General features: G+C 71.7%; 18 protein-coding genes. 3 read left to right on the forward strand and 15 right to left on the reverse strand.

All coding sequences use genetic code 11. The features are described 5' to 3' along the window. Positions 1–11: 11 nt before the first annotated feature. Positions 12–1,358 (reverse strand): MFS transporter, encoded by a 1,347-nt coding sequence (locus OU416_RS27695; RefSeq protein ID WP_270929964.1) that lies wholly within the window; start codon positions 1,356–1,358, stop codon positions 12–14. Positions 1,359–1,505: 147 nt separating this feature from the next. Here OU416_RS27695 and OU416_RS27700 point away from each other — a divergent pair, with 147 nt between their 5' ends. Next, complete coding sequence (locus OU416_RS27700) at positions 1,506–2,531, forward strand: LacI family DNA-binding transcriptional regulator (RefSeq protein ID WP_270929965.1); 1,026 nt, start codon at positions 1,506–1,508, stop codon at positions 2,529–2,531. A 111-nt stretch (positions 2,532–2,642) separates the two neighbouring features. Here OU416_RS27700 and OU416_RS27705 read toward each other — a convergent pair whose 3' ends face one another. The 5 genes from OU416_RS27705 to OU416_RS27725 all read right to left on the reverse strand — a co-directional run bounded on the left by OU416_RS27705 (position 2,643) and on the right by OU416_RS27725 (position 7,450). Next, positions 2,643–3,353 (reverse strand): GTP pyrophosphokinase, encoded by a 711-nt coding sequence (locus OU416_RS27705; protein WP_270929966.1) that lies wholly within the window; start codon positions 3,351–3,353, stop codon positions 2,643–2,645. A 177-nt stretch (positions 3,354–3,530) separates the two neighbouring features. Next, positions 3,531–4,262 (reverse strand): amino acid ABC transporter ATP-binding protein, encoded by a 732-nt coding sequence (locus OU416_RS27710; protein ID WP_270929967.1) that lies wholly within the window; start codon positions 4,260–4,262, stop codon positions 3,531–3,533. Continuing rightward, on the reverse strand, positions 4,262–5,758 hold the full coding sequence (locus OU416_RS27715) for an ABC transporter substrate-binding protein/permease (RefSeq protein ID WP_270929968.1): 1,497 nt from the start codon (positions 5,756–5,758) through the stop codon (positions 4,262–4,264). The genes OU416_RS27710 and OU416_RS27715 overlap by 1 nt, the downstream gene beginning before the upstream one ends. 1 nt (position 5,759) lies before the next feature. Next, positions 5,760–6,710, reverse strand: a complete 951-nt coding sequence (gene hutG / locus OU416_RS27720) for a formimidoylglutamase (RefSeq protein ID WP_270929969.1) — start codon at positions 6,708–6,710, stop codon at positions 5,760–5,762. Beyond that, a complete protein-coding gene (locus OU416_RS27725) occupies positions 6,707–7,450 on the reverse strand; it encodes an IclR family transcriptional regulator (protein ID WP_270929970.1) in 744 nt (247 codons plus the stop codon). Before OU416_RS27725 ends, hutG begins: the two co-directional genes overlap by 4 nt. Before the next feature lie 266 nt (positions 7,451–7,716). Between OU416_RS27725 and OU416_RS27730 the strand changes: the two genes are divergently transcribed. Then, a complete protein-coding gene (locus OU416_RS27730; RefSeq protein WP_270929971.1) occupies positions 7,717–8,919 on the forward strand; it encodes an acyltransferase family protein in 1,203 nt (400 codons plus the stop codon). Here OU416_RS27730 and OU416_RS27735 read toward each other — a convergent pair. Genes OU416_RS27735 through OU416_RS27745 form a run of 3 tightly spaced genes read right to left on the reverse strand, consistent with a single transcriptional unit; the run spans position 8,903 to position 11,465 of the window. Further along, positions 8,903–9,385: a hypothetical protein gene (locus tag OU416_RS27735; protein ID WP_270929972.1), complete on the reverse strand. Its 483-nt coding sequence runs from the start codon at positions 9,383–9,385 to the stop codon at positions 8,903–8,905. The genes OU416_RS27730 and OU416_RS27735 overlap by 17 nt on opposite strands. Then, complete coding sequence (locus tag OU416_RS27740; protein ID WP_270929973.1) at positions 9,382–10,794, reverse strand: sensor histidine kinase; 1,413 nt, start codon at positions 10,792–10,794, stop codon at positions 9,382–9,384. The genes OU416_RS27735 and OU416_RS27740 overlap by 4 nt, the downstream gene beginning before the upstream one ends. Beyond that, positions 10,791–11,465, reverse strand: coding sequence for a response regulator transcription factor (locus OU416_RS27745; RefSeq protein ID WP_270929974.1), 675 nt, complete (start codon positions 11,463–11,465; stop codon positions 10,791–10,793). Before OU416_RS27745 ends, OU416_RS27740 begins: the two co-directional genes overlap by 4 nt. Before the next feature lie 112 nt (positions 11,466–11,577). Between OU416_RS27745 and OU416_RS27750 the strand changes: the two genes are divergently transcribed. Continuing rightward, positions 11,578–12,321 (forward strand): SGNH/GDSL hydrolase family protein, encoded by a 744-nt coding sequence (locus OU416_RS27750; protein ID WP_270929975.1) that lies wholly within the window; start codon positions 11,578–11,580, stop codon positions 12,319–12,321. A gap of 4 nt (positions 12,322–12,325) precedes the next feature. Here the strand turns inward: OU416_RS27750 and OU416_RS27755 are convergent, their stop codons facing one another. The 6 genes from OU416_RS27755 to OU416_RS27780 all read right to left on the reverse strand — a co-directional run bounded on the left by OU416_RS27755 (position 12,326) and on the right by OU416_RS27780 (position 20,515). Further along, positions 12,326–13,747 carry a glutamate decarboxylase gene (locus tag OU416_RS27755; RefSeq protein ID WP_270929976.1) on the reverse strand — a complete coding sequence of 474 codons (1,422 nt, stop codon included), beginning with the start codon at positions 13,745–13,747 and terminating at the stop codon, positions 12,326–12,328. An 89-nt stretch (positions 13,748–13,836) separates the two neighbouring features. Continuing rightward, on the reverse strand, positions 13,837–14,679 hold the full coding sequence (locus OU416_RS27760; RefSeq protein WP_270929977.1) for an HpcH/HpaI aldolase/citrate lyase family protein: 843 nt from the start codon (positions 14,677–14,679) through the stop codon (positions 13,837–13,839). Next, positions 14,676–15,884, reverse strand: a complete 1,209-nt coding sequence (locus tag OU416_RS27765; RefSeq protein WP_270929978.1) for a CaiB/BaiF CoA transferase family protein — start codon at positions 15,882–15,884, stop codon at positions 14,676–14,678. Before OU416_RS27765 ends, OU416_RS27760 begins: the two co-directional genes overlap by 4 nt. 154 nt (positions 15,885–16,038) lie before the next feature. Further along, positions 16,039–18,015, reverse strand: a complete 1,977-nt coding sequence (locus tag OU416_RS27770) for an SUMF1/EgtB/PvdO family nonheme iron enzyme (RefSeq protein WP_270929979.1) — start codon at positions 18,013–18,015, stop codon at positions 16,039–16,041. After that, on the reverse strand, positions 18,012–19,355 hold the full coding sequence (locus OU416_RS27775; RefSeq protein ID WP_270929980.1) for an ADP-ribosylglycohydrolase family protein: 1,344 nt from the start codon (positions 19,353–19,355) through the stop codon (positions 18,012–18,014). The genes OU416_RS27770 and OU416_RS27775 overlap by 4 nt, the downstream gene beginning before the upstream one ends. Further along, entirely contained in the window at positions 19,352–20,515 is a 1,164-nt protein-coding gene (locus tag OU416_RS27780) for an ADP-ribosylglycohydrolase family protein (protein ID WP_270929981.1), read from the reverse strand. Before OU416_RS27780 ends, OU416_RS27775 begins: the two co-directional genes overlap by 4 nt. Between the last annotated feature and the right edge of the window lie 54 nt (positions 20,516–20,569).

Genomic DNA, 20,569 nt, shown 5'->3' on the forward strand with positions numbered 1-20,569 from the left:
CGTTGCGGATGTCAGTCGAGGGCGCGCCCCTCGGTCTCCGGGAGGGGGAGGACGGCGATCAGCGCGAGGACCAGGAAAGCGCTGATCGAACCGATGGTGATCGAGGACGCCACGCCGAGGTCCATCAGCGAGCCGATGACGGGGACCGAGACGGTGTTGGCCAGCAGGATCGCCGAGGTGGACCACGAGTAGCCGAGACCGCGCAGGCTGGTCGGCAGGATCTCGCCGGACCACGTGTTCCAGATGCCCCACGCGCCGAGCGAGAAGAAGGCCAGGACGAGGTTGCCCGCGTACATCTGGGTCGATCCGGTCGCGAAGCCGAACAGCGCACCGCCCGCGGCCGAGGCGAAGACGAACACCAGGAAGATCTTCTTGCGGCCGTATCGCCTGGTCAGCACCGCCGCGAGGAGATATCCGGGGATCGACACCAGCTGGGTGACCGCGACGAACCACAGCGCGTCGGACACGCTGAGCCCCTTGCTCTGCAGCAGCACCGGCAGCCACGTCTGCAAACCCCAGTAACCCCAGCTGAAGGTGAACGAGACGACGAGCAGGAGCAGGAACCGGCGCCGGACCTTCGCGCCGAAAAGGCTTCGCATGGCGCCGTTCCGGCCGTCCGCGTCGACCGCGAACCGGGTGTCCTCGGCAACCGGGCTGCCCAGCCAGCGCAGCACCCGCGCGGCCTCGGCGTGCCGCTGCTGCTTGGCGAGCCAGTACGGCGACTCGGGCACCCACCGCAGGATCGCGAACGCCCAGAGCCCGGCGACCGCGGCCACGATCGCGACTGCGCGCCAGCTCACCGCGCCCAGCGTCTGGCTGACGCCGATGCACAGAAGTGTTCCGATCGGAAACCCGATCGACAGCGCGACCGCACCCTGGCCGCGCCACTTGGTCGGCAGCAGCTCCAGGAAGTACGGGAACGTCACGGTGTAGACGCCGGCGAACGCGACCCCGGAGAGGAAGCGCAGCACCAGAAACGCCCAGTACGCGGGGGACAACGCCGCCAGCAGCGCCAGCGCCGCGTAGAGCAGCAAGCTGAACACCGCCACCTTGCGGCGCCCGAGCCTGTCGATGAACGCGCCCCACAGCAGTGCGCCGGGCACCATCCCGAACGCCACGGCCGACAACGCCCACCCGAGCTGGGCGTCGCTGATGCCGAGCTCCGCGGCGATCCCGTCCGAGACGTAGACGAGGCCGACCTGCTCCCACGCTTCGACGACGAACGTGACGAACAGGACCGAACCGGCGACGAGGTGCGCCCGGCTCAGCGGCATCTCGTCGAAGACCTGACCGACCGATCTGCGCGCGGTGGCTCGACCGGCCTCGGCCGAACCCGCGTCGCCTGATGAGGGAGTCATGCCGCCTCCGGTCATCGAAACGTTTTGACGATTCGTGACATACAACGCCCGCGGCCGTTCGGTGTCAATAGCCCGGCCCGGCCGACCTCGGACCCGGGTGCGGGATACTGGGCGTGCCAGCCGGGTGAACGAAGGGAGCGGGCACCGTTGAACGGCAGCACCGCCCGCCGTGTCACGATTCGCGACGTCGCTGAACGGGCCCAGGTCTCGATCAGCACCGTCTCGCACGCGTTCTCCGGCAGCCGGCCGATCTCCCAGGCGACCCGGGACCGCATCTTCCGCGCAGCCGCCGAACTCGGCTACGACCCGAACCCGAGCGCTCGATCACTGCGCACCGGGCGCTCGGGCATCATCGGGCTGATCCTGCGGCCGCGCTTCGCGCTCTGCGGCACCCCGGACCGCGCGGAGACCTTCAACCGGTTGGTGGGCTCGGTCGCCACCGAGATGCTGCGCCGCAAGGTCGGCCTGATCCACGTGCCCGACCTCAACGACCCGTCGGTGTCCAGCGTGCCGATGGACGGCTGCATCGTCGCCCACCCCTACGGTGCCGACGAGGTGCTGGCCGAGCTGCTCCGCAGGGGAGTACCGGTGGTCACCATCGAGGAGGACCCGGAACGGCCCGAGTTCACGTGGACGGTCCGGCTCGACTACACCACCGTGGTCACGGCCCTGCTGGACCACCTCCGCGATCAAGGTGCGGGCAGCGTCGCGCTGCTGACCGGATCCGAGGACAACGCGTGGAACCGGCGCACCCGCGAGACGTACCTAGCCTGGTGCGAACGGCACGGCCACGCGGCGCGCGTCGAGCTGCTCAGCGAAGGCCTCAGCGTCGATGACGCCGCCGCGACGATCCGGCCACTGCTCGCCAGCCCCGAGCGCCCGGACGCCGTGGTTGTCGACACCAGCGACTTCGCCGCGATCACCGCGGAGATCGCCACGACCCGGGGACTCCGCGTGCCCGAAGACCTCATGATCGCCTCCCTGACCGACACCGAGCATTCGCGGAGCGCGGTCCCCCCGATCACCGCGATGGACCTCAACCACGAGCGCCTCGCCGAGAACGCCGTCGAACTCATGCTTTCCAGGCTCGCCGGACTGGAAACACCGCCCGAAGCGGTGGTCATCGCGCCCGCCCTCCGCGTGCGCCCCTCGACGCAGCGGTCCGCCGGATAGCGGTGTTCCCCGCGGCCGCGCTGGTCCTTCTGACCGGGCCGTCGAATCGCAGATCGTGGAGCCGATCCGCACCACCGCCTTCCTCGACGGCGTCGCGGCCCGGACGCGGTCCTAGCCGGAGGTTCCTTCGCTGCGCTGGTGCAGGGAGGCCATCTGGGCGTCGAGCCCGGCTGCGGTCTCGGCCGCGGACTTGAGCTCGGCGGCGAAGTGCTCCGGCACCTCGCCGCCGCTCTTGTAGAGCAGCTCGTGCTCGACGGCGGCCCAGAAGTCCATCGCGATGGTGCGCAGCTGGAGCTCGACGGCGACCAGCTCGGTGCGGTTGGACAGGTGCACGGGCATCTTGATGATCAGGTGCAGGCTGCGGTAGCCGTTCGGCTTCGGCTCGGCGATGTAGTCCTTGGTCTGCACGATCTCGATCTCGTGCTGGCGGATGACGTCGCGGAGCAGGTAGACGTCGGAGATGAACGGGCACACCACGCGCACGCCGGCGATGTCGGTGAGGTTCGCCCTGGCCGACTCGGGGCTGACCGGCAGCCCGCGCCGCGCGAGCTTGGCCGCGATCGCCTCCGGGCGCTTGATCCGCGAGGTGATGTGCTCGATCGGATCGTGCTCGTGGGCGTAGTCGAACTCCTCGCGCCAGATCCGCAGCTTGGTCATGAGCTCGTCGACGCCGAACTTGTGCATCATCAGCAGATCACCGGTGCGCCGCATGAACGCCAGCGCGTCGTCGCGATCCGCGTCGCTGAGCTGTTCGAGAGCGCTGAGCTGCGGGTAGGGCCACTGCCGGGAGCCGCCGCGCGCTGATCTGACCTCGGAACTCATCGACGCTCCCACTCCTCCCGGTCCGCTCGACTCCAGACTAGGCCGAACGGACCTGCGCTCCGACTCAGGGTGCGGCCGGAACCCGTGGGCGGGGCCCGCCCGGGCAGGCCGGGTGCGGGTGCCCGGCGACCGCGGACCGGAGCCGTCGCCGGTGGTCGCGGCGACGGCTCCGGCCGGTCAGAGGACCTTGTCCAGGAAGGTGCGGATGCGGGGGTGGGTGTTGCCGTCGGCGAAGAACTCGTCCGGTGGGAGGTCGGCGACGATGCGCCCGCCGTCGACGAAGACGACGCGGTCGGCGACCTTGCGGGCGAAGCCCATCTCGTGCGTGACGACGACCATGGTCATGCCGTCCTCGGCGAGCTCGGACATGATGTCGAGCACGTCCTGGACGACCTCGGGGTCCAGCGCGGAGGTCGGTTCGTCGAAGAGCATCAGCTTCGGGTCCATCGCGGCGGCGCGGACGATCGCAACGCGCTGCTTCTGCCCGCCGGACAGCCGGTTCGGATAGGCCTCGGCGCGTTCGAGCATGCCGACGCGCTCCAGCAGGTCGCGCGCCTTCGCCTCGGCCTCGGACTTCGACCTCTTGAGCACGTTCACCTGCGGCAGCACGACGTTGCGCAGCGCGGTCATGTTCGGGAACAGGTTGAAGTGCTGGAACACCATGCCCATCCGGGACCGCAGCCGGTCGAGGTCGACACCGCTGCCGGTCAGCTCCTCGCCGTCGAAGCGCACGCTGCCGGAGGTCGGGGTCTCCAGCAGGTTGAGGCAGCGCAGGAAGGTGGACTTGCCGCCGCCGCTGGGGCCGATCACGGCGACCACCTGGCCGGGTTCGACGGTGAAGTCGATCCCGCGCAGCACCTCGACGTCGCCGTAGCTCTTGGTCAGGTCCTTGACTTCGAGTAGTGCCATCAGATGTACACCGCCATCTTCTTCTCGATGGTGCTCGTCGCGAAACCGATGAGGTTGGTGATCAGGTAGTAGAGCAGGCCGATGAACAGGTAGACCGTCAGCGCGTCGAACGTGCGGGAGATGATGGTCTGCCCGACCAGGAAGAGCTCGTGGATGGTCACGAAGGACACCAGCGCCGAGTTCTTCGTCATCGAGACGAACTCGTTGCCCAGCGGCGGGAGCATGCGCAGGAACGCCTGCGGGATGACCACGTGGCGCATGGCCGCGGCGTGCGACATCCCGCACGATCGCGACGCCTCCAGCTGACCGCGATCGACGGACTGCACGGCACCGCGGAAGATCTCGGTCACGTACGAACCGCTGTAGAGCCCGAGGGCGATGATTCCGGCCGCCATCGGGGGAAGTTGCAGACCGAGCTGGGGGAGTCCGAAGTAGATGAAGAACAGCTGGACCACGAACGGCGTGCCGCGGATCACCGAGACGTAGGCGGTGCCCAGCCACCTGAGCGGTGCGATCCGGCTGAGCTTGGCGAAGCCGCCGATGGTGCCGAGCAGCAGGCTCAGCACCAGTGCGCTGAGGATGACCTGGAGGCTGACGAGCAGACCCTGCCAGATCTGCCCCGAGGACTCGACGATGGTGGCGACGTTGAACAGGGGACGGTCGGCGGGCTTGGCCGCGGTGGCCTCCGCACCGAACCACTTGTCGGTGGTCTGCTGGTACGAGCCGTCCTCGTGCATCTGCTTGAGCGCGGCGTTGAACGCGTTCCGCAGCTCCGCATCGGCCTTCTGGAAGGCGTAGCCGTAGTTCTCCTCGGTCAAGCGGTCACCGACCTGCTTGAGGCCGCCCTGCTGGGCGATGAAGTACTTCCCGCCAGGAGCACCGGTCACGACGGCGTCGGCCTGTCCCAGCCGCGCCGAGGAGAACATCTGCTCGTTGGTCTGCACGGTGATCAGCTGGGCGGCGGGTTGGTGCTGCTTGAGCCACTCGACGGACTTCGTGCCCACTTGGACGGCGACCCGCTTGCCCGCCAGGTCGTCGAGCGAGGAGATCGAGTCGTCCTCCTCGTCGACGAAGATGGCGAGGCCGCCGGGGTAGTAGACGTCGGTGAAGTCAACGGCTTTGGCGCGTTCGGCGCTGATGTAGATCGCCGAGGCGCCCACGTCGATCTGGTCGGCCTGCAACGCGGGAACGATGTTGCCGAACGGCATCTGGACGAACTCGACGTTCTTGATCCCGGTCCGCGCGGCCAGCGCCCGGACCAGGTCGACGTCGAAACCGAGCTGATCTCCCGCGGCGTCGGTGAACTCGAACGGCGGGAAGGTGGCGTCGGTGCCGACCCGCAGCGCGAGCTGACCGGACCGCAGCGCTGCGAGCTTGTCGGAGGGGGGAGGTTCTTGCGCGGTCGCCGCGTTCGCGGGCGCGAGCACGAGCAGGCAGGCGGCCAGACCGGCGAGGAGCGCGGTCGTCAGCCGCCTCCGGATCCGCTGACGGGGCATCTCAGCGTCCTTCCAGGACAGATCGGTCGGCAGCGCTCGTCGCGATCGTGTGCACGAGGCGGGCCGCGACCCGAGCGGTGCGGTTGTCGATGTCGTAGGTGGGGTTCAGCTCGGTGATGTCGGCCAGGACGAGCTTCGGGTCGTTGCCGACCAGCCGGCACACCTCGATGACGACACCGGCGGGTACGCCGAGGGTCGAGGGGGCGCTGACTCCGGGCGCCTGCGCGGCGGGGAGCACGTCGAGATCGATCGACAGGTACAGCGCGTCGACGTCCGCGGTGAAGGCCCGGACGAATTCCACGACGTCCTCGACGTGCCGTTCCTGGCAGTCGAGGTCCGGCAGGTGGCGGACGCCGAGCTCGGCCGCCGTGGTGAACAGCGCGGCGGTGTTGCTCGGCTGGCTGATTCCGACGACCGCGTAGGTGAAGTCGGCGCCGCGCTCGGCCTCCCCGGCGGCGATCTGCCGGAACGGGGTGCCGGACGTCGCGCGATCGGCTTGCCGGAGGTCGAAGTGCGCATCGAGGTTGAGCACGCCCAGGCGCCGCCCCTCCAGCAGGCCGCTGCGCGCGAGCCCGAGGTAGGAACCGTAGGCCGTTTCGTGCCCACCGCCGAGCACGAACGGGAGGTTCCCGGCGCCCAGCTGCGCCGCGACAGCTTCGGCGAGGCCGTCCTGCGCCGCTTCGAGGGCATCACCGGCGACCGCGACGTCGCCGGCGTCGTGCACGACGACCTCCGGCTGGATCGCGAAGGAACCCAGCGCAGCGCGGATCGCGCCCGGGCCTGCTTGCGCCCCCGGCCGGCCACCGTTGCGGCGGACTCCGATGTCGCTGGGAAAGCCGATCAGCGAAACCCCGGTGGCGCCGGGTGATTCGTTGATCGCGCTGTGCCACCTGCGATGTTCTGGTCCGGGTCCGTCAATGCGCCCGGTCCACTCGGGAGCGGATGTGCTCACGTGTGCGCCTCCAGTCTGCTGATGTCCTGCGCTGCGGCGTGGGTGAGCGTGATGAGGGATTCACGCCGCGCTCGGACGCGGAAATCGGGGGCCATCGTGCTGACCACGCCGACGAGGTCGCGGTTGCGGCCCAGCACGGGCACGCTCACACCCCACACGCCTGGATCGACCTGGCCGACGCTCACCGCGAAGCCCTGGTCCCGCACGCGTCGCAGGTCGCTGTCCAACTTCTCGGCCTGCGCGGTGGTCAGCCCGTGCGCCGCGGCGGCCCGCGCGACCCGGTCCCCGGGCAGGTGCGCCAGCAGGGCTTGGGCGCTCGCGCCGAAGGTGAGCGGCTTGCTCAGGCCGGGCGAGAAGCTGCACCGGATGACCCGCGTTCCCTCAGCGGCTTCGATGCAGAGCACGTCGTTGTCGCGGGCGATGAGGAACGCGGCGAGTTCGTCGGTGTCGCTCGCCAGCCGCCGGAGGCGGGCCCGCACCCCGCCCTGGTTGAGCACTTCCCGCCGGTAGTTCTCGGCCATCTGCACCGTCAGCGATCCAGCGCAGTAGCGGCCGCGCGTGCGTCCCTGGTGCACCAGGCCGATTTCGACGAAGGCCGTCAGGTGCCGGTACACGGCGCTCGGGGGAATGCCGGTGCTGGCGGAGATCTCCTCCGCCGTCGCGCTCTCCTGCTCGGCGAACACCGCCAGGATCCGCGCTGCCCGCCCACCGGCTCTCCGGTTCGTTTCCGCGCTGGTCACGGCGGGGACAGTACGTCGGCGACGTGCGGCTGCCCAGTCCGTTCTCCCAGTGAATGGGAATGTAATTCCCAGTGTTCGGGCGGATGCGGAGAGAAGCGGTCGATGGTGGCGAAGCGAGCTGGCCGACGGTGCCGACTCGACTACGGACGGCAGCGCTCTCGGGACTCATCCGCTGGCCACAGTGGACGCATCCGGGCCGGTGGTTGCGACAGGACTGGGACGCGACGTGGACGGTGCTTCGACATGGGGGCGCCAAAGTCGGCTCCATGACGCAGGTTCAGCCGATCAAGGCCACTGGGGTGAGCGGGGCGCATCTGCCCGCGCTGGACGGGTTGCGGGGGATCTCGATCCTCGGGGTGCTGTTGTTCCACACCGGCCACCTGTCCGGTGGTTTCCTCGGGGTGGACCTGTTCTTCGCGCTGTCCGGCTACCTCATCACCGGTCTGCTGCTGCGGGAGATCGCGACGACCGGTGCGGTGTCGCTGGTCGCCTTCTGGGGACGGCGGATCCGCCGGTTGCTGCCTGCGCTGGTGGTGGTGCTGGTGGTGGTCACGGTGCTCGTGTGGGCGGTGGGCCCGCCGGACGTGGTGCGGACGACGCTCTCGGACGGCCCGTGGGTGCAGTTGAACCTGATCAACTGGCACTTGCTCGCGGAGTCGGCCGGCTACTGGGACCGGTTCGGGCCCGGCCGGGTCTTCGAGCACCTGTGGAGCATCGCGGTCGAGGAGCAGTTCTACCTGCTCTGGCCGGTGCTGGTGCTGGCCGTCGCCAGGCGCGGGCGGGTCGGCCGCCGGGTCGCGGTGGCCGCGGCCTCGATCTCCGCCGTCTCGCTGGTGCTGATGGTCGTGCTCGCCGACCCGGCTGATCCGACCCGCGTCTACACCGGCACCGACACCAGGGCGTTCTCCTTGCTGCTGGGCGCCTTGGTCGCCACCCCACCGGTGCAAGCCGCGCTGGCCCGCGCGGTCGGTCGATCAGCGGGCGTCGTGATGGCGCTGCTGCTGATCGTGATCGGTGCGATGTGGTTCCTCGCCGACGGGGTGGATTCGCCGTGGCTGTTCACCGGTGGGATCTTCGCGCACTCGCTGGCCGCCGCACTGCTGATCAGGCTGTGCGCGCAGGCACCGCACGCGCTGGTCGGCAAAGCGCTCGCCTGGCGGCCGCTGCGCTGGCTCGGGCTGATCTCCTACAGCCTCTACCTGTGGCACTGGCCCGTCATCGTGCTGCTCCGACCGCAGTTGGCCGGACTCGGAGCGTGGGCGCAGACGGTGCTGGTGTGCGCGGTGTCGATCGGCTTGGCCGCGCTGTCGAAGCACCTGGTCGAGGACCCGGTCCGGTTCCGCGCCAGGTGGGCCCGGGGGCGGAGCGGCTTGCTCGTGTTCGCAGCGGTCATGACCGGCCTCGCCGCGCTGTGGCTGGCGCTGCCCGCACCGGCTCCGGCCACCATCGACATCACGGAGCTGGGCTGATCAGCGGGCAGGTCCGCCGCTCGTCGGACTCCGGGGTGGGCTGGACGAAGCGGACCTGCACCGTCGTGCTCCTCGGCCCGCCGCTCTGCACGTGGACGCCCAGCGCCGTGCACACGAGCTGGTCGATGCCCCGCGGAGTCACCTCGTCGATCGTCAACGGCACGCCGAGCTGGATCACGCCCGGCGTGGTGACCACCTGGACCCGCGTCACCCCGGTCGTCGCGATCTCGGTGTGCAGGTCCGATCCGCCGGGTCCCACCAGCAGCAGCGACATGGCCTCGGAGATCGTGCCCAGCCGTTCGGTGCGCCGCAGGTCCGGGCGGAGCTCGCCCCGCGAATCGACGAAGTACAGCGTCACCCCGGGTGCCACCCCTGTCGGGGCTTGCCCGCCGGTGGTGACCTCGGAGGGCTGGACGCCGCAGCCCGCGAGCAGCAAGACCGCTGCTGCCAACCAGATCCGCTTCACAGCTCCTCCAGGTCGCGCGGCAGTCGCAGCACGAACCGCGCACCGCCACCGTCGGCGTTGGCCGCGCTGAGATCGCCGCCGTGCAGGCGGGCGTTCTCCAGCGCGATCGCCAGTCCGAGCCCGCTGCCCGGCGTGCGGGTGCGCGCGGCGTCGGCCTTGTAGAAGCGGTCGAACACGTGCGGCAACGCGCTTTCGGGCAGCCCCGGCCCGGCGTCGGTGACCTCGATCCGCACCTGCTCGGGGGACGCCGAGATGCGCACGTGCACCGGCGGTTCACCGTGCCGCAGCGCGTTTCCGACCAGGTTGGCCACGACGACGTCCAGCCGCCGCCGGTCCACCCGCAGCAGGAGCTCCTCGGGCGCCACCAGGTCGACCTGCTCCAGCCAGCCGCGGGCGCGCAGGCAGTCCCGCACGGCGCCGACCACGTCGACCTCCTCCACCCGCAGGTGCGCGGTTCCGGCGTCGAAGCGGGAGACCTCCATCAGGTCCTCCACGAGCTGGACCAGCCGGTGCGTTTCGGTGATCGCCAGCTGAGCGGACTCCCGGGCGTCGGCGTCCATCCCGCCGGTGGTCGTCGCCAGCACCTCCACCACCGCTGTCAGCGTGGTCAACGGGGTGCGCAGCTCGTGCGAGACGTCGGCGGCGAACCTCTTGGCGTCGGCCTGCATGCGCTGCATCGCCGCCATCGACGTCTGCACCGACTCGGCCATCTCGTTGATGGTGACGGTGAGCTCGGCCAGCTCGTCGGCGCCCTGGGGCGAGGTCCGCGCATCGAGCTCGCCGTCGGCCAGCCGGCGTGCGGTGTCGCGGAGCTCGCGCACCGGGCGCAGCACGCTGCCCGCCGCCAGCACCGCCAGCAGCACCGCCAGCGGCAGCGCCAGCGCTGCGGTGATGACCGCCTGCCGGGCGAGGGCGTCGATCTGCCGGTCGACGTCGGTGAGGTCGCGAGCGGTGTAGACCTCGATGCCCGACGGGGTGCGCGCCCCATCGGCAGCGGTGATCACGATCGGCGTGCCGACCAGCAGCCACGGCCTGCCCTCGGCGGTGATCCGCTGCGTGACCAGCCGGTTCTGGACGCGTACCGCGGTGCGCAGCGCATCGGTGACCAGCTCGGGTCCGGCACCGTCGGCGGACCGCAGGTCCTGGTAGGTCACCAGCGCGTTCGCGCCGACGGCCGCGCGCAGCCGGTCCAGCGCGCCCTGGTCCGGCGGATAGGTCAGCTGGGGCGCGATCGGAGCGATCTGGCCGACGACGGCCTCGGTGAGCCGCTGCTCGGTGGAGGTGACCAGCGCGGTGCTCGCCGATCCGGCGCTGGACCAGGCCGCCGCGGCGGCACCGAGCACGGTCACCAGCGCGAAGGCGGCCAGCAGCCGGGCGCGCAGCCCGCGCGGCCACAGCCGCCGGGTCACACCGGTCCGAACCGGTAGCCGAACCCGCGCACGGTCTGCACGTACTCCGGGGTCGCCGGACTGGCCTCGATCTTCGCCCGCAGCCGCTGCACGCAGTTGTCGACCAGCCGGGAGTCACCGAGGTAGTCGTGCTCCCACACCTGCTCCAGCAGCTGTTGCCTGCTGAACACCTGGCCAGGGGCCTGGGACAGGGTCAGCAGCAGGCGCAGCTCGGTCGGCGTCAGCGCCACCGGTTCGCCGTGCAACGACACCGTCAGCGAGGAGGTGTCGATGCGGAGGGCGCGGTGCACCCGCACGCCGTCCGGGGTGCTGGTGCTGCGGCGCAGCACCGCGCGGATCCGCGCGTCGAGCACGGTGGGCTGCACCGGCTTGACGACGTAGTCGTCCGCACCCGCCTCCAAGCCGCTGACGACGTCGAAGTCGTCACCACGTGCCGTCAGCACGATCACCGGTACGTCACCGGCGGCCCGGATGCGACGGCACACCTCGAACCCGTCGACGACCGGCAACATCAGGTCGAGCACCACCAGGTCGGGCGCGGCCGAGCCGAACTCGCGCAGCCCGTCCTCGCCGGTGTCCGCGGTGCGGACGTCGTGACCGTGCCTGGACAGCGCGAGCTGGAGCCCCCGCCGGACCAGGGGGTCGTCTTCGATCAGCAGAATCGACGCCACCGGTCCATTATCGACAATCCCGGCACCCACCGGCGGCTGCGGCGGGATCCTGCGACACGACCGCGACATGGCGGCGGAGGTGCTGGGACACGGCGACGGCATCGTCGGAGCCATGAGCAAGACGCGAAACCTCGCCCTCGGCCTGACCGGGCTGTTCCTGCTGACCACCGCCTGCGCCACCACGACCGGAGCGCCTGCCGGTGCGGGCGACCGGGCACTGCCCAAGGTGGTCCTCCTCGGCGACTCCGTCGCGGCGGGGGAGGCGTTGCCCCTGGCCGCGGCGTTCGAGGCCAGCGGCGTCGAGTTCCAGTCGCTGGCCTCCGACGGTGGCGGGAACGTCGTCGGACCGTTCGCCGAGGAGCAGTGGGAGGAGCTGCCCGGCAAGCTCCGTTCCGCCGCACCCGGCGTGGTCGTCTACCAGATCACGTCCTACGACTGGGGCAGCCCGCAGGAGCAGCAGGCCGCCTACGACAGGCTGCTGACCACCGTGACCGGGATCGGCGCGAAGCTGGTCTTCGTCACGATGCCGCCGATCAAGCCCGACGACTTCTACGCGCCGCACGTGGCCGAACTGGAGCGCGCCCCCGAGGCCGCCCGAGCGGTCGCGGCGGGTTCGGCGGGCCGGGCCGGCGTGCTCGACGCCGGCGAGGTGTGGGGCAGCACCTACCAGCAGATCAAGGACGGCAAACCCGACCGCAGCGACGACGGCATCCACACCTGCCCGCAGGGCGCGGCCCGCTTCAGCAACTGGCTGCTCGGCGAGCTGGCCGAGCAGTACCCGGGCTTCACCCCGGCGGACCCGCAGACCTGGGCCAACACCGGCTGGGCGGCGGACACCCGCTTCAAGGGCTGCTGACCGCTCAGCCCCGCTGCGCGCTCCCCGTGCCGTGCGCGAACGAGCTGTGCTCGGCGCCGCGCACCGGTTCGGGCTGGTGCCGCAGCTCCGCGAGGGAGCGTTCGAGGTCTTCGACCAGGAGATCGGCGAGGTCGTGGGTGAAGCCGTTGCGGACCACGAACCTCAGCACCGCCAGGTCGGTGCGGTTGGCCGGGAACGCGTAGGCCGGGACCAGCCAACCGCGTTCCCGCAGGTGAGCCGACACGTCGTAGACCGAGTAGCCGGTGACCTCCTCGCGCAGCGCGCAGGCGAACACCGGCAGCTGGTCTCCCCGGGTGAGCAGCCGGAACGGCCCGAGCCCCGCGATCCGGCCGGCCAGCGAGGTCGCCACGTCCCGGCAGTTCTGCTGGACCCGGCGGAAGCCGTCGAAGCCCAACCGCAGGAACGCGTAGTACTGCGCGACCACCTGCCCGCCCGGCCGGGAGAAGTTCAGCGCGAAGGTCGGCATGCTGCCGCCGAGGTAGTCGACGTCGAAGACGAGGTCCGGCGGCAGCATGGCCGCCTCCCGCCACACCACCCAGCCCACGCCCGGGTAGACCAGCCCGTACTTGTGCCCGGAGGTGTTGATCGAGGCGACCCGGGGCAGCCGGAAGTCCCAGTGCAGGTCCGGGTCGCAGAACGGGGCGATCATCGCGCCGGAGGCGCCGTCGACGTGCACCGGGACGTCCCAGCCGCGCTCGGCGGACAACTCCTCCAGCGCGGCGCAGATCTCGGCGACCGGTTCGTAGCTGCCGTCGAAGGTGGAGCCCAGCACCGCCACCACCCCGATGGTGTTCTCGTCGCAGCGGGCGACGGCTTCGGCGGCGTCGAGGTGGAAGCGCTCTCCGTCCATCGGCACCAGCCGCGCCTCGACGTCCCAGTAGTTCGCGAACTTCTCCCAGCAGACCTGGACGTTGGCGCCCATCACGACGTTCGGCCGGTCGGCCGGACGCCCGGCCGCGCGCCGGGCGTGCTGCCAGCGGCGCTTGAGCGCCAGCCCGGCCAGCATGCACGCCTCGCTGGAACCGGTGGTGGAGCAGCCGATGGTGGCCTCGGGATCGGGGGCGTGCCAGAGCTCGGCGAGCATCCGCACGCAGCGCTGCTCCAGCGCGGCCGTGCGCGGGTACTCGTCCTTGTCGATCATGTTCTTGTCGAAGCACTCCGCCATCAACCGGTCGGCCTGCGGTTCCATCCAGCTGGTGACGAAGGTGGCGAGGTTGAGCCGCGCGTTGCCGTCCAGCATCAGCTCGTCGTGCACGATCTGGTAGGCCACGTCGGGATCGAGTTCCCGCTCGGGCAGCCGGTTGCGCGGCACGTGCGCCGGTTCGGCGACGAACACCGGGTTGATCGACAGCTGCTCGCGGCGGGAATCCCGGCTGCGTCGGTGCCCCCGGTTCCGTGCGGTCATGAACCCCAACGCTAGGACAGCCGACCACCACCCGCAGGACGCGAACCACGACCGCGGCGGCGGCGTTGGAGACCGCACCGGGCCCGGGGTCAGCGGGTTCGCGGGGTGGCGAGGGCGAGGATGGTGCGGGCTTGTTCGAGCATCGCCACGTCGAGGAAGGTGCCGTCCGGGAGGGCGAGGGCGCCGACTCCTGCTGCCGTCGCTCCGTTCAGGCGGGCTACGACCTCGCGCGCTCGCCGCACCTCCTCGGTGGTCGGGAGGAAGGCCGTTCGGATCGGGTTCAGCTGTGCCGGGTGGATCGCGGTGCGGCCGCGGAAGCCGAGGGCGCGGCCGGTCCGGCACGATTCCGCCAGGCCGTCCAGGTCGCGCACGTTCGGGTAGGCCGACATGACCGGCGGCGGCAGGCGCGCGGCGCGGGCCGCGACGACCACTCGGCTGCGCGCCCACGAGAGGCCCGTCTCGTCGACCACGCGCAGATCCGAGCGCAGGTCCGCTTCGCCGAGCCCGATCGATGCCACCTGCGGCGCGGCCGTGGCGATGTCCATGGCGTGTTCGACGCCGAGCGCCGACTCGATGAGCAGGTGCAGTGCCCGCTGCGGCAGCGCGGCTGCGAGCTTCCGGACTTCCGCGGTCGCCTCGACCTTGGGGATCCGGGCGCCCACTGCGAGCGGCAGTCCGGCGAGCGCGGCGACGTCGGCTTCGTGCCACGGCGTGCTCGGGTGGTTGATGCGCACCTGCACCGGGCGGGCCGGGGACGCATCGGCGAGCAGCCGCACCGCGTTCGCGCGGGCTTCGTCCTTGCGCGCCGGGGCGACCGCGTCTTCGAGGTCCACGAGCACCACGTCGGCGTCCGACGTGAGCGCCTTGCGCACCCGGTCCGGCCGGTCGGCGGGCACGTACAGCAGCGTCAGCGGGGGAGGTGGTTGGCTCATACCGCTCCCTGCGCGCGCAGTTCGGCGATCCGGTCCGGGGTGAACCCGAGTTCGCCGAGCACCTCGTCGGTGTCGGCGCCGTGCGGGCGGCCGGTGAACCGGATGACGCCGTCGTTGCCGGACAGCCTGAACAGCGGGCCCTGCACCAGCGTCGGCCCCAGCTCGGGGTCGGCGATCTCGTGGATCGTGCCCAGGGCGCGGAACTGCGGGTCGGCCACGATGTCGGCGGCGTCGTAGATCGGTGCGATCGCGGCCTGCGCCTCCTCGAACGCGGCCACCACGTCCTCGCGCGTGCGCTGCGCGATCCACGCGCCCACGGCTTCGTCGAGCTCGTCGGCGTGGCGGGCGCGGTCGGCGCCGCTGGCGAACCACGGCTGCTCGACGAGGTCGGGTCGGCCGACGAGCCGCACGACGCGCTCGGCGACCGATTGCGCCGAAGTGGAGACGGCGACCCAGTGGCCGTCGCTGGTGCGGTAGGTGTTGCGCGGCGCGTTGTTGGTCGAGCGGTTGCCCGTGCGGGGCTGGACGGTGCGCAGCTGGTCCCAGCGGGTGATCTGCGGGCCGAGCATCGCGAGGATCGGTTCGATGATCGCCACGTCCACGACCTGGCCCCGTCCGCGCTGCTCGCGGGTGGACAGCGCCACCATGATCGCGAAAGCGGTGGCCAGCGAGGCGACGCCGTCGGCGAGGCCGAACGGCGGCAGCGTCGGCGGGCCGTCGGGTTCACCGGTCGTCGCGGCGAACCCGCTCATCGCCTCGGCGAGCGTGCCGAAGCCGGGCCGCGTCCGGTAGGGGCCGAACTGCCCGAACCCCGTGACGCGGGCGAGCACCAGCCCTGGATTCCGCGCGGAGAGCTCCTCGTAGCCGAGGCCCCACCGTTCGAGGGTGCCGGGCCGGAAGTTCTCGATCACCACGTCCGCCGTCGCGGCGAGCGCGAGGAACACCTCGCGGCCGCCCTCGTCGGCGAGGTCGGCGGTGACGGTGCGCTTGTTCCGGCCGAGCGTCTTCCACCAGAGGTTGACGTCGTCCTTCGCGACGCCGTGCGTGCGCGACGGATCGGGCTTGGCCGGGTGCTCGACCTTGATCACCTCGGCGCCCATGTCGCCGAGGTGCATGGCCGCCATCGGCCCGGCGAAGAGCGTGGCGGCGTCGACGACGCGCAGGCCGGCGAGGGCGCCCGCCGAAGGATCCCGGGACACGGTCATCGGCAGTCCCGCCTCTCCCTGTCCCGCCTCTCCGAGATTTTCAGTGGTGGTTGCGTTTGGGAGTGATCTTGCGTTGTGGGGGTTTCTTGTGGCTGGGTTGCGTCACGGTCCCCTGAGGTGCGGTTGCGCAGGACTCCGGTTGACGCAGGGGGTTTCATCGTACCTCCTCTACAGTGGACACATCCCAGGCGCAGCGGAAGCTGACCGTCGCGCTGCGCGCCAGTCCCAGCCCGGGGAGCAGCAGCTTCACGCTGAAGTCCGGGTCTTGGCGGCCGCCCTCCAGGTACCAGTCGGCGCCCTCGGCGCGGTGGTCGCAGCCGCCCTTGAGCATGACGAACCGCGTCCGGCCGTCGGAGTGCTCGCTCTCGGTCCAGTTCCACACGGCCGGTTCGCCGCGCCGCAACCGGCCCGACTCGCCGGCGAGCTGCCACTCGTCCTCGGTGGGCAGCCTGCCGCCGCGCCAGGCGCAGTAGGCGCGGGCGTCGTCGAGATCGACGAAGCTCACCGGAGCGTCCGGTGTGGACGGACGGCCGTCCGTCCAGTGCGCGAGGAACCGGTGCGGCTCGGCGGGCCGGTAGCCCGTCGCTTCGAGGAACTCGGCGAACTGCGCGTTCGTCACCTCGCTCGCGGCGACCGCGACGGGCGCGGCGAGTTCGCCGTCCCGTTGCAGCGTCCGCGCATCGTGCAGCCTGGGCGGCAGGGGCTTCCACTCGTCGACGTAGGGTGCGCCCTGGTACATGCCCGTCTCACGCGCGCGGTAGCGCACGGTCAGCACGTACCGCCCGGCGGGCACGACGACGGCGTCCGGTTCGGCCGCACCGGTGCTCGGGCCCGGCGTGCGGCGAATCGCCAGGCGGTGCGGGAAGCGCGCATCCGAGTCGTGGCGCATGCCGCGCAGCACTTCGAGCAGTTCGGGCAGCCACACCGGCTCCGCGGCGCCCGGTGCGATGTGCAGCAGCGCGCCGATGCCTCGACCCGGCACGACGCCGTCACCGAAGAGGTCGACCAGCCTGCCGCCGGAATCGGGGATCACGGCGCCCGCGTAGTCCTGCTCGCCGCGGTTGACCACCGTCCACAGCGTCAGGCCGTCCAGTTCCCAGCGCGACGCGTACACCCCGGCGGCCTCGGCCTGGCCGGTGAGCTCCGCCAGCGGCGTCCACTCGCCGGTGAGCAGCAGGTCGCCGACCGCGCGCTGGACGGTGACCATGCGGCGCACGGTCGCCGCGTCCCGGCGCGACCAGCCCACCCAGACGCCGAACACCACCTCCCACACCATGACCCCGACGCCGTTGAGCCACGCCGAGTGCAGCTCCTCGGTGTGGTCGCGGTGCCAGCGGCGAACGTGGTGCTGCATGTGCCGCCGCTCGTACCAGCGGGCGCGCAGCACCCCGGGCACGGGCGAATCCGCGAAGAACTGCGCCCACGAGCACGAGTGGTCCTCGATGCGCTCGACGGGCAGCTTGGACTCGCCTTCCAGCACGATCCCGGGCCGGGCCCGTTCGAGGCGCGCGACGAACTCCGGTTCCGCCTTCTTGAGGGTGTCGAGGAAGACGCCGTCGACGTCGAAGTCCGCGACCAGCGCGGCGAGCTCGGTCAGGTCGTCCGCGCCCCGCCGGGTGCCGACGTCCCACGGGTTGTAGTCGACGAACACCCGCAGCCCCGCGTCGTGCAGGGCCTCGACGAGCCGGGACAGGCCCGGCACGTCGCGGTAGAAGTCCCACTGGTTGCGGTCGTCGAGCCCGATGACGGGGTAGGCGTGCCACAGCACGACCGCGTCCAAGCCGCCGAAGCGCTCGCGCGCGTCGGCGATGAAGCGGTCGGGCGTGAACCGCTTCTCCTCGAAGGAGTAGAGCAGCTCGTCCCACAGCCACACCTGGGCGACGCTGTAGCAGCGCATCGCCCAGGCCGCGGCGGGCCGGTCGTAGGCAGCGCCGGTGTAGTCGTGGCGGCTGCGGGCGTCCTCGCGCCACTCGTGCAGGATCCGCCGCCACGCGGGCCGGTCGGCGGGATCGGACGGCCCGGCGAAGATCTTCGCCTCGTCGAGCACGGCGGCATCCGGCGTTCCGGTCACCGGCACTTCGGTCTGCCGGTCGATCGGGCGGGGGACGAGCGGGTCGAACGCGTAGTTCATCGTGCCTCTCCTCCGGTCGAGAGCGCGGCGGTGCGTTCGGCGAGGTCGGCGATGCGCTGTTCGCCGCCGGGCAGCGAGGTCGCGATGCGCCCGTCGAGCGGTGCGGTCCACTGCTCGCCGATGCCGTCCACGCCGCGCAGGGCGCCGACGACTCCGCCGACCGTCGCCGCAGCGGAGTCGGTGTCCCAGCCCGCCAGCACCGCGAGCGACACGCTCGGCCCGAACTCGCCCCGTCCCTTGGCCAGCGCGTAGGCGATGACCGCTGCGTTGTTGAGCACGTGGACCCAGTGCAGGTGCCCGTACTCCGCGTGCAGGCGGTCGAGCCCGGTGCGCACGTCGGACTCGGCCGCCGCCGCGCGGCCGGACCGGATCGCGCGGGCGAGGCGGCTGCCCGGCGGGACGACCGCCTCGGCCGCGTCCAGGACGTCCTCCGCGGAGCCGCACACCATCGCCGCGGACGCGAGGCCCGCCGCCCACATCGCTCCGTAGACGCCGTTGCGCGTGTGGCTCAGCCGCGCGTCGGTCCAGGCCAGCCGAGCGGCGGCTCGCACATCGCCCGGCGACACCCAGCCGAAGACGTCGGTCCGGATCAGCGCGCCGATCCACTCTCGGAAGGGGTTGTGGTGCGTGGCCGTCCGCGGAACGGGCCGGGCGTCGAGGATGTTGCGGTAGGCGGCGCGTTCCGCGGTGAACACCCGTCCGGCGGGGAGGTTGTCCAGCCACAGCTGCGCGACGTCGTCGGTGGTGAACGCGCGGTCGTGCCGTTCGAGCAGGGCGAGCGCCAGCATCGGGTAGTTGAGGTCGTCGTCCTCCGGCATCCCGGCGATGTTCTCCTCCAGCGAGGTGCCCGCGGAGCGCCGGTTCCACGGCCAGCGCGCCGCGACGTCGCGGGGGAGGCCGACCGCGGTGAAGTACCGGTCCAGCGGCCAGCGCCCGGTCGCGCGCAGGATCTCCTCGATGCCCTGCCGCGGGATCTTCTCGACCGGTTTGCCGAGCAGGCAGCCCGCCGCGCGGCCGGTCCACGCCCCGAGCACCCGTTCCCGCGTCGGGAGCGGCAGATCCGGTGCGGGCGGGAGCAGCGCGGCGATCGCCTCCCAGTCGTCGGGCTCCTCCGGCGCCGGTGCGGCGGCGATCGCGTCGAGCTCGTCGAGCAACGTGCGCGCCAGCGAACGCATCGCCGGCGTGGCCGGGTCGGGGCTGGCGCCGCTCACCGCCGGAACCGGGTCACCACCGGCGGCCACCCACCGGTCGCGGATCCCGGTGACGTCCTTGCCCTCCGCCGCGGACTGCACCAGCTCGTGGGCGAGCAGGTCCTCCGGCTGCGCCCAGGTGAGCCTCATGCGCCTTCCCCGATCGCGGCGCCGATGCCGGCGACGCGGGCGAGCGCCCGTTCCCGGTCGGCCCGGAGGATGTCGGCCGCGGCCGAAGCCATCAGCCGCCCGGTCGCGCGCAGATCCGTGCGACTGGCCTCGTCGATCGCGTCCACCCACTCGGCGGGCACGACGGCGGTGCCGCCGAGGCCCGCGCAGATCGCGCCCGCCATCGAGGCGATCGAGTCGGCGTCGCGGCCGTAGTTGACCGAGGCCAGCACCGAACCCCGGTAGTCGCCGCGGTGGCCGAGCAGGAGCCCGAGCGCGGCGGGCAGCTCCTCGATCGACTTCGTCCGGGACGGCCGCCGGGCGTCCATCGACATCTGCCGGTAGTGCGGGCCCACCGAGTCGAACGGTGCGACGACCTCGCGGACGCGGCGCGCGAGCGCGCGTTCCTGCTCGTCGGTGCTCGGCGGGGTGGCGTCGGCGAAGGCGTCGACGACGGCGCGCAGGGCCCCGGCAGTCCCGTCGTGCGCGACCGAGAGAGCCGCGTCGACCACGTCGTCGAGCCCCGCGCCGGGCGCGACCGAGGCCGCCACCATCGCGGCCAGCACTCCGGCGGCCTCCCGGCCGTAGCTCGACTGGTGCGCGCCGGTGAGGTCGATCGCCTCCGCGTACGCACCGCGCGGGTCGCCCGCGTTCGCGATGCCGACCGGCGCGATGTACATCGCCGCCCCGCAGTTGACGACGTTGCCCGCGCCCGCCTCGCGCGGGTCCGCGTGTCCATAGTGGAGCTTGGTGACGATCCACTTCTCCGCGAGGAAGACCCGCTGCAGCAGCAGGGCCGAGGCCTCCAGCTCCGGCACCCAGCGGGGCTCGCCGATCATCAGCGGGACGAGGTCCTCGGCCATCGCGTAGGCGTCGAGGTGGGCGCGGCGCTTGGCGTAGACCTCGACGAGCGCGCAGGTCATCAAGGTGTCGTCGGTGATGTGCCCGTCGCCCTTGTGGTACGGGGCGATGGGCCGCGCGTCGCGCCAGTTCGGGTACCACGGGCCGACGATGCCGGTCACCCGGCCGCCGTGCCGCTCCTCGATCTGCTCCGGCGTCCACCCCTCCGTGGCGCCGCCGAGGGCATCGCCCACCGCCGCGCCGGTGATCACCGCGACCGCGCGGTCCTCCAGCCAGGTCACCGGATCCGGCCCCTTCCTCGTCCCGCGCGGGCCGCTCGCCCGCGCTCGATCGTC

Source organism: Saccharopolyspora indica, assembly GCF_027853965.1.
GTDB lineage: Bacteria > Actinomycetota > Actinomycetes > Mycobacteriales > Pseudonocardiaceae > Saccharopolyspora > Saccharopolyspora indica.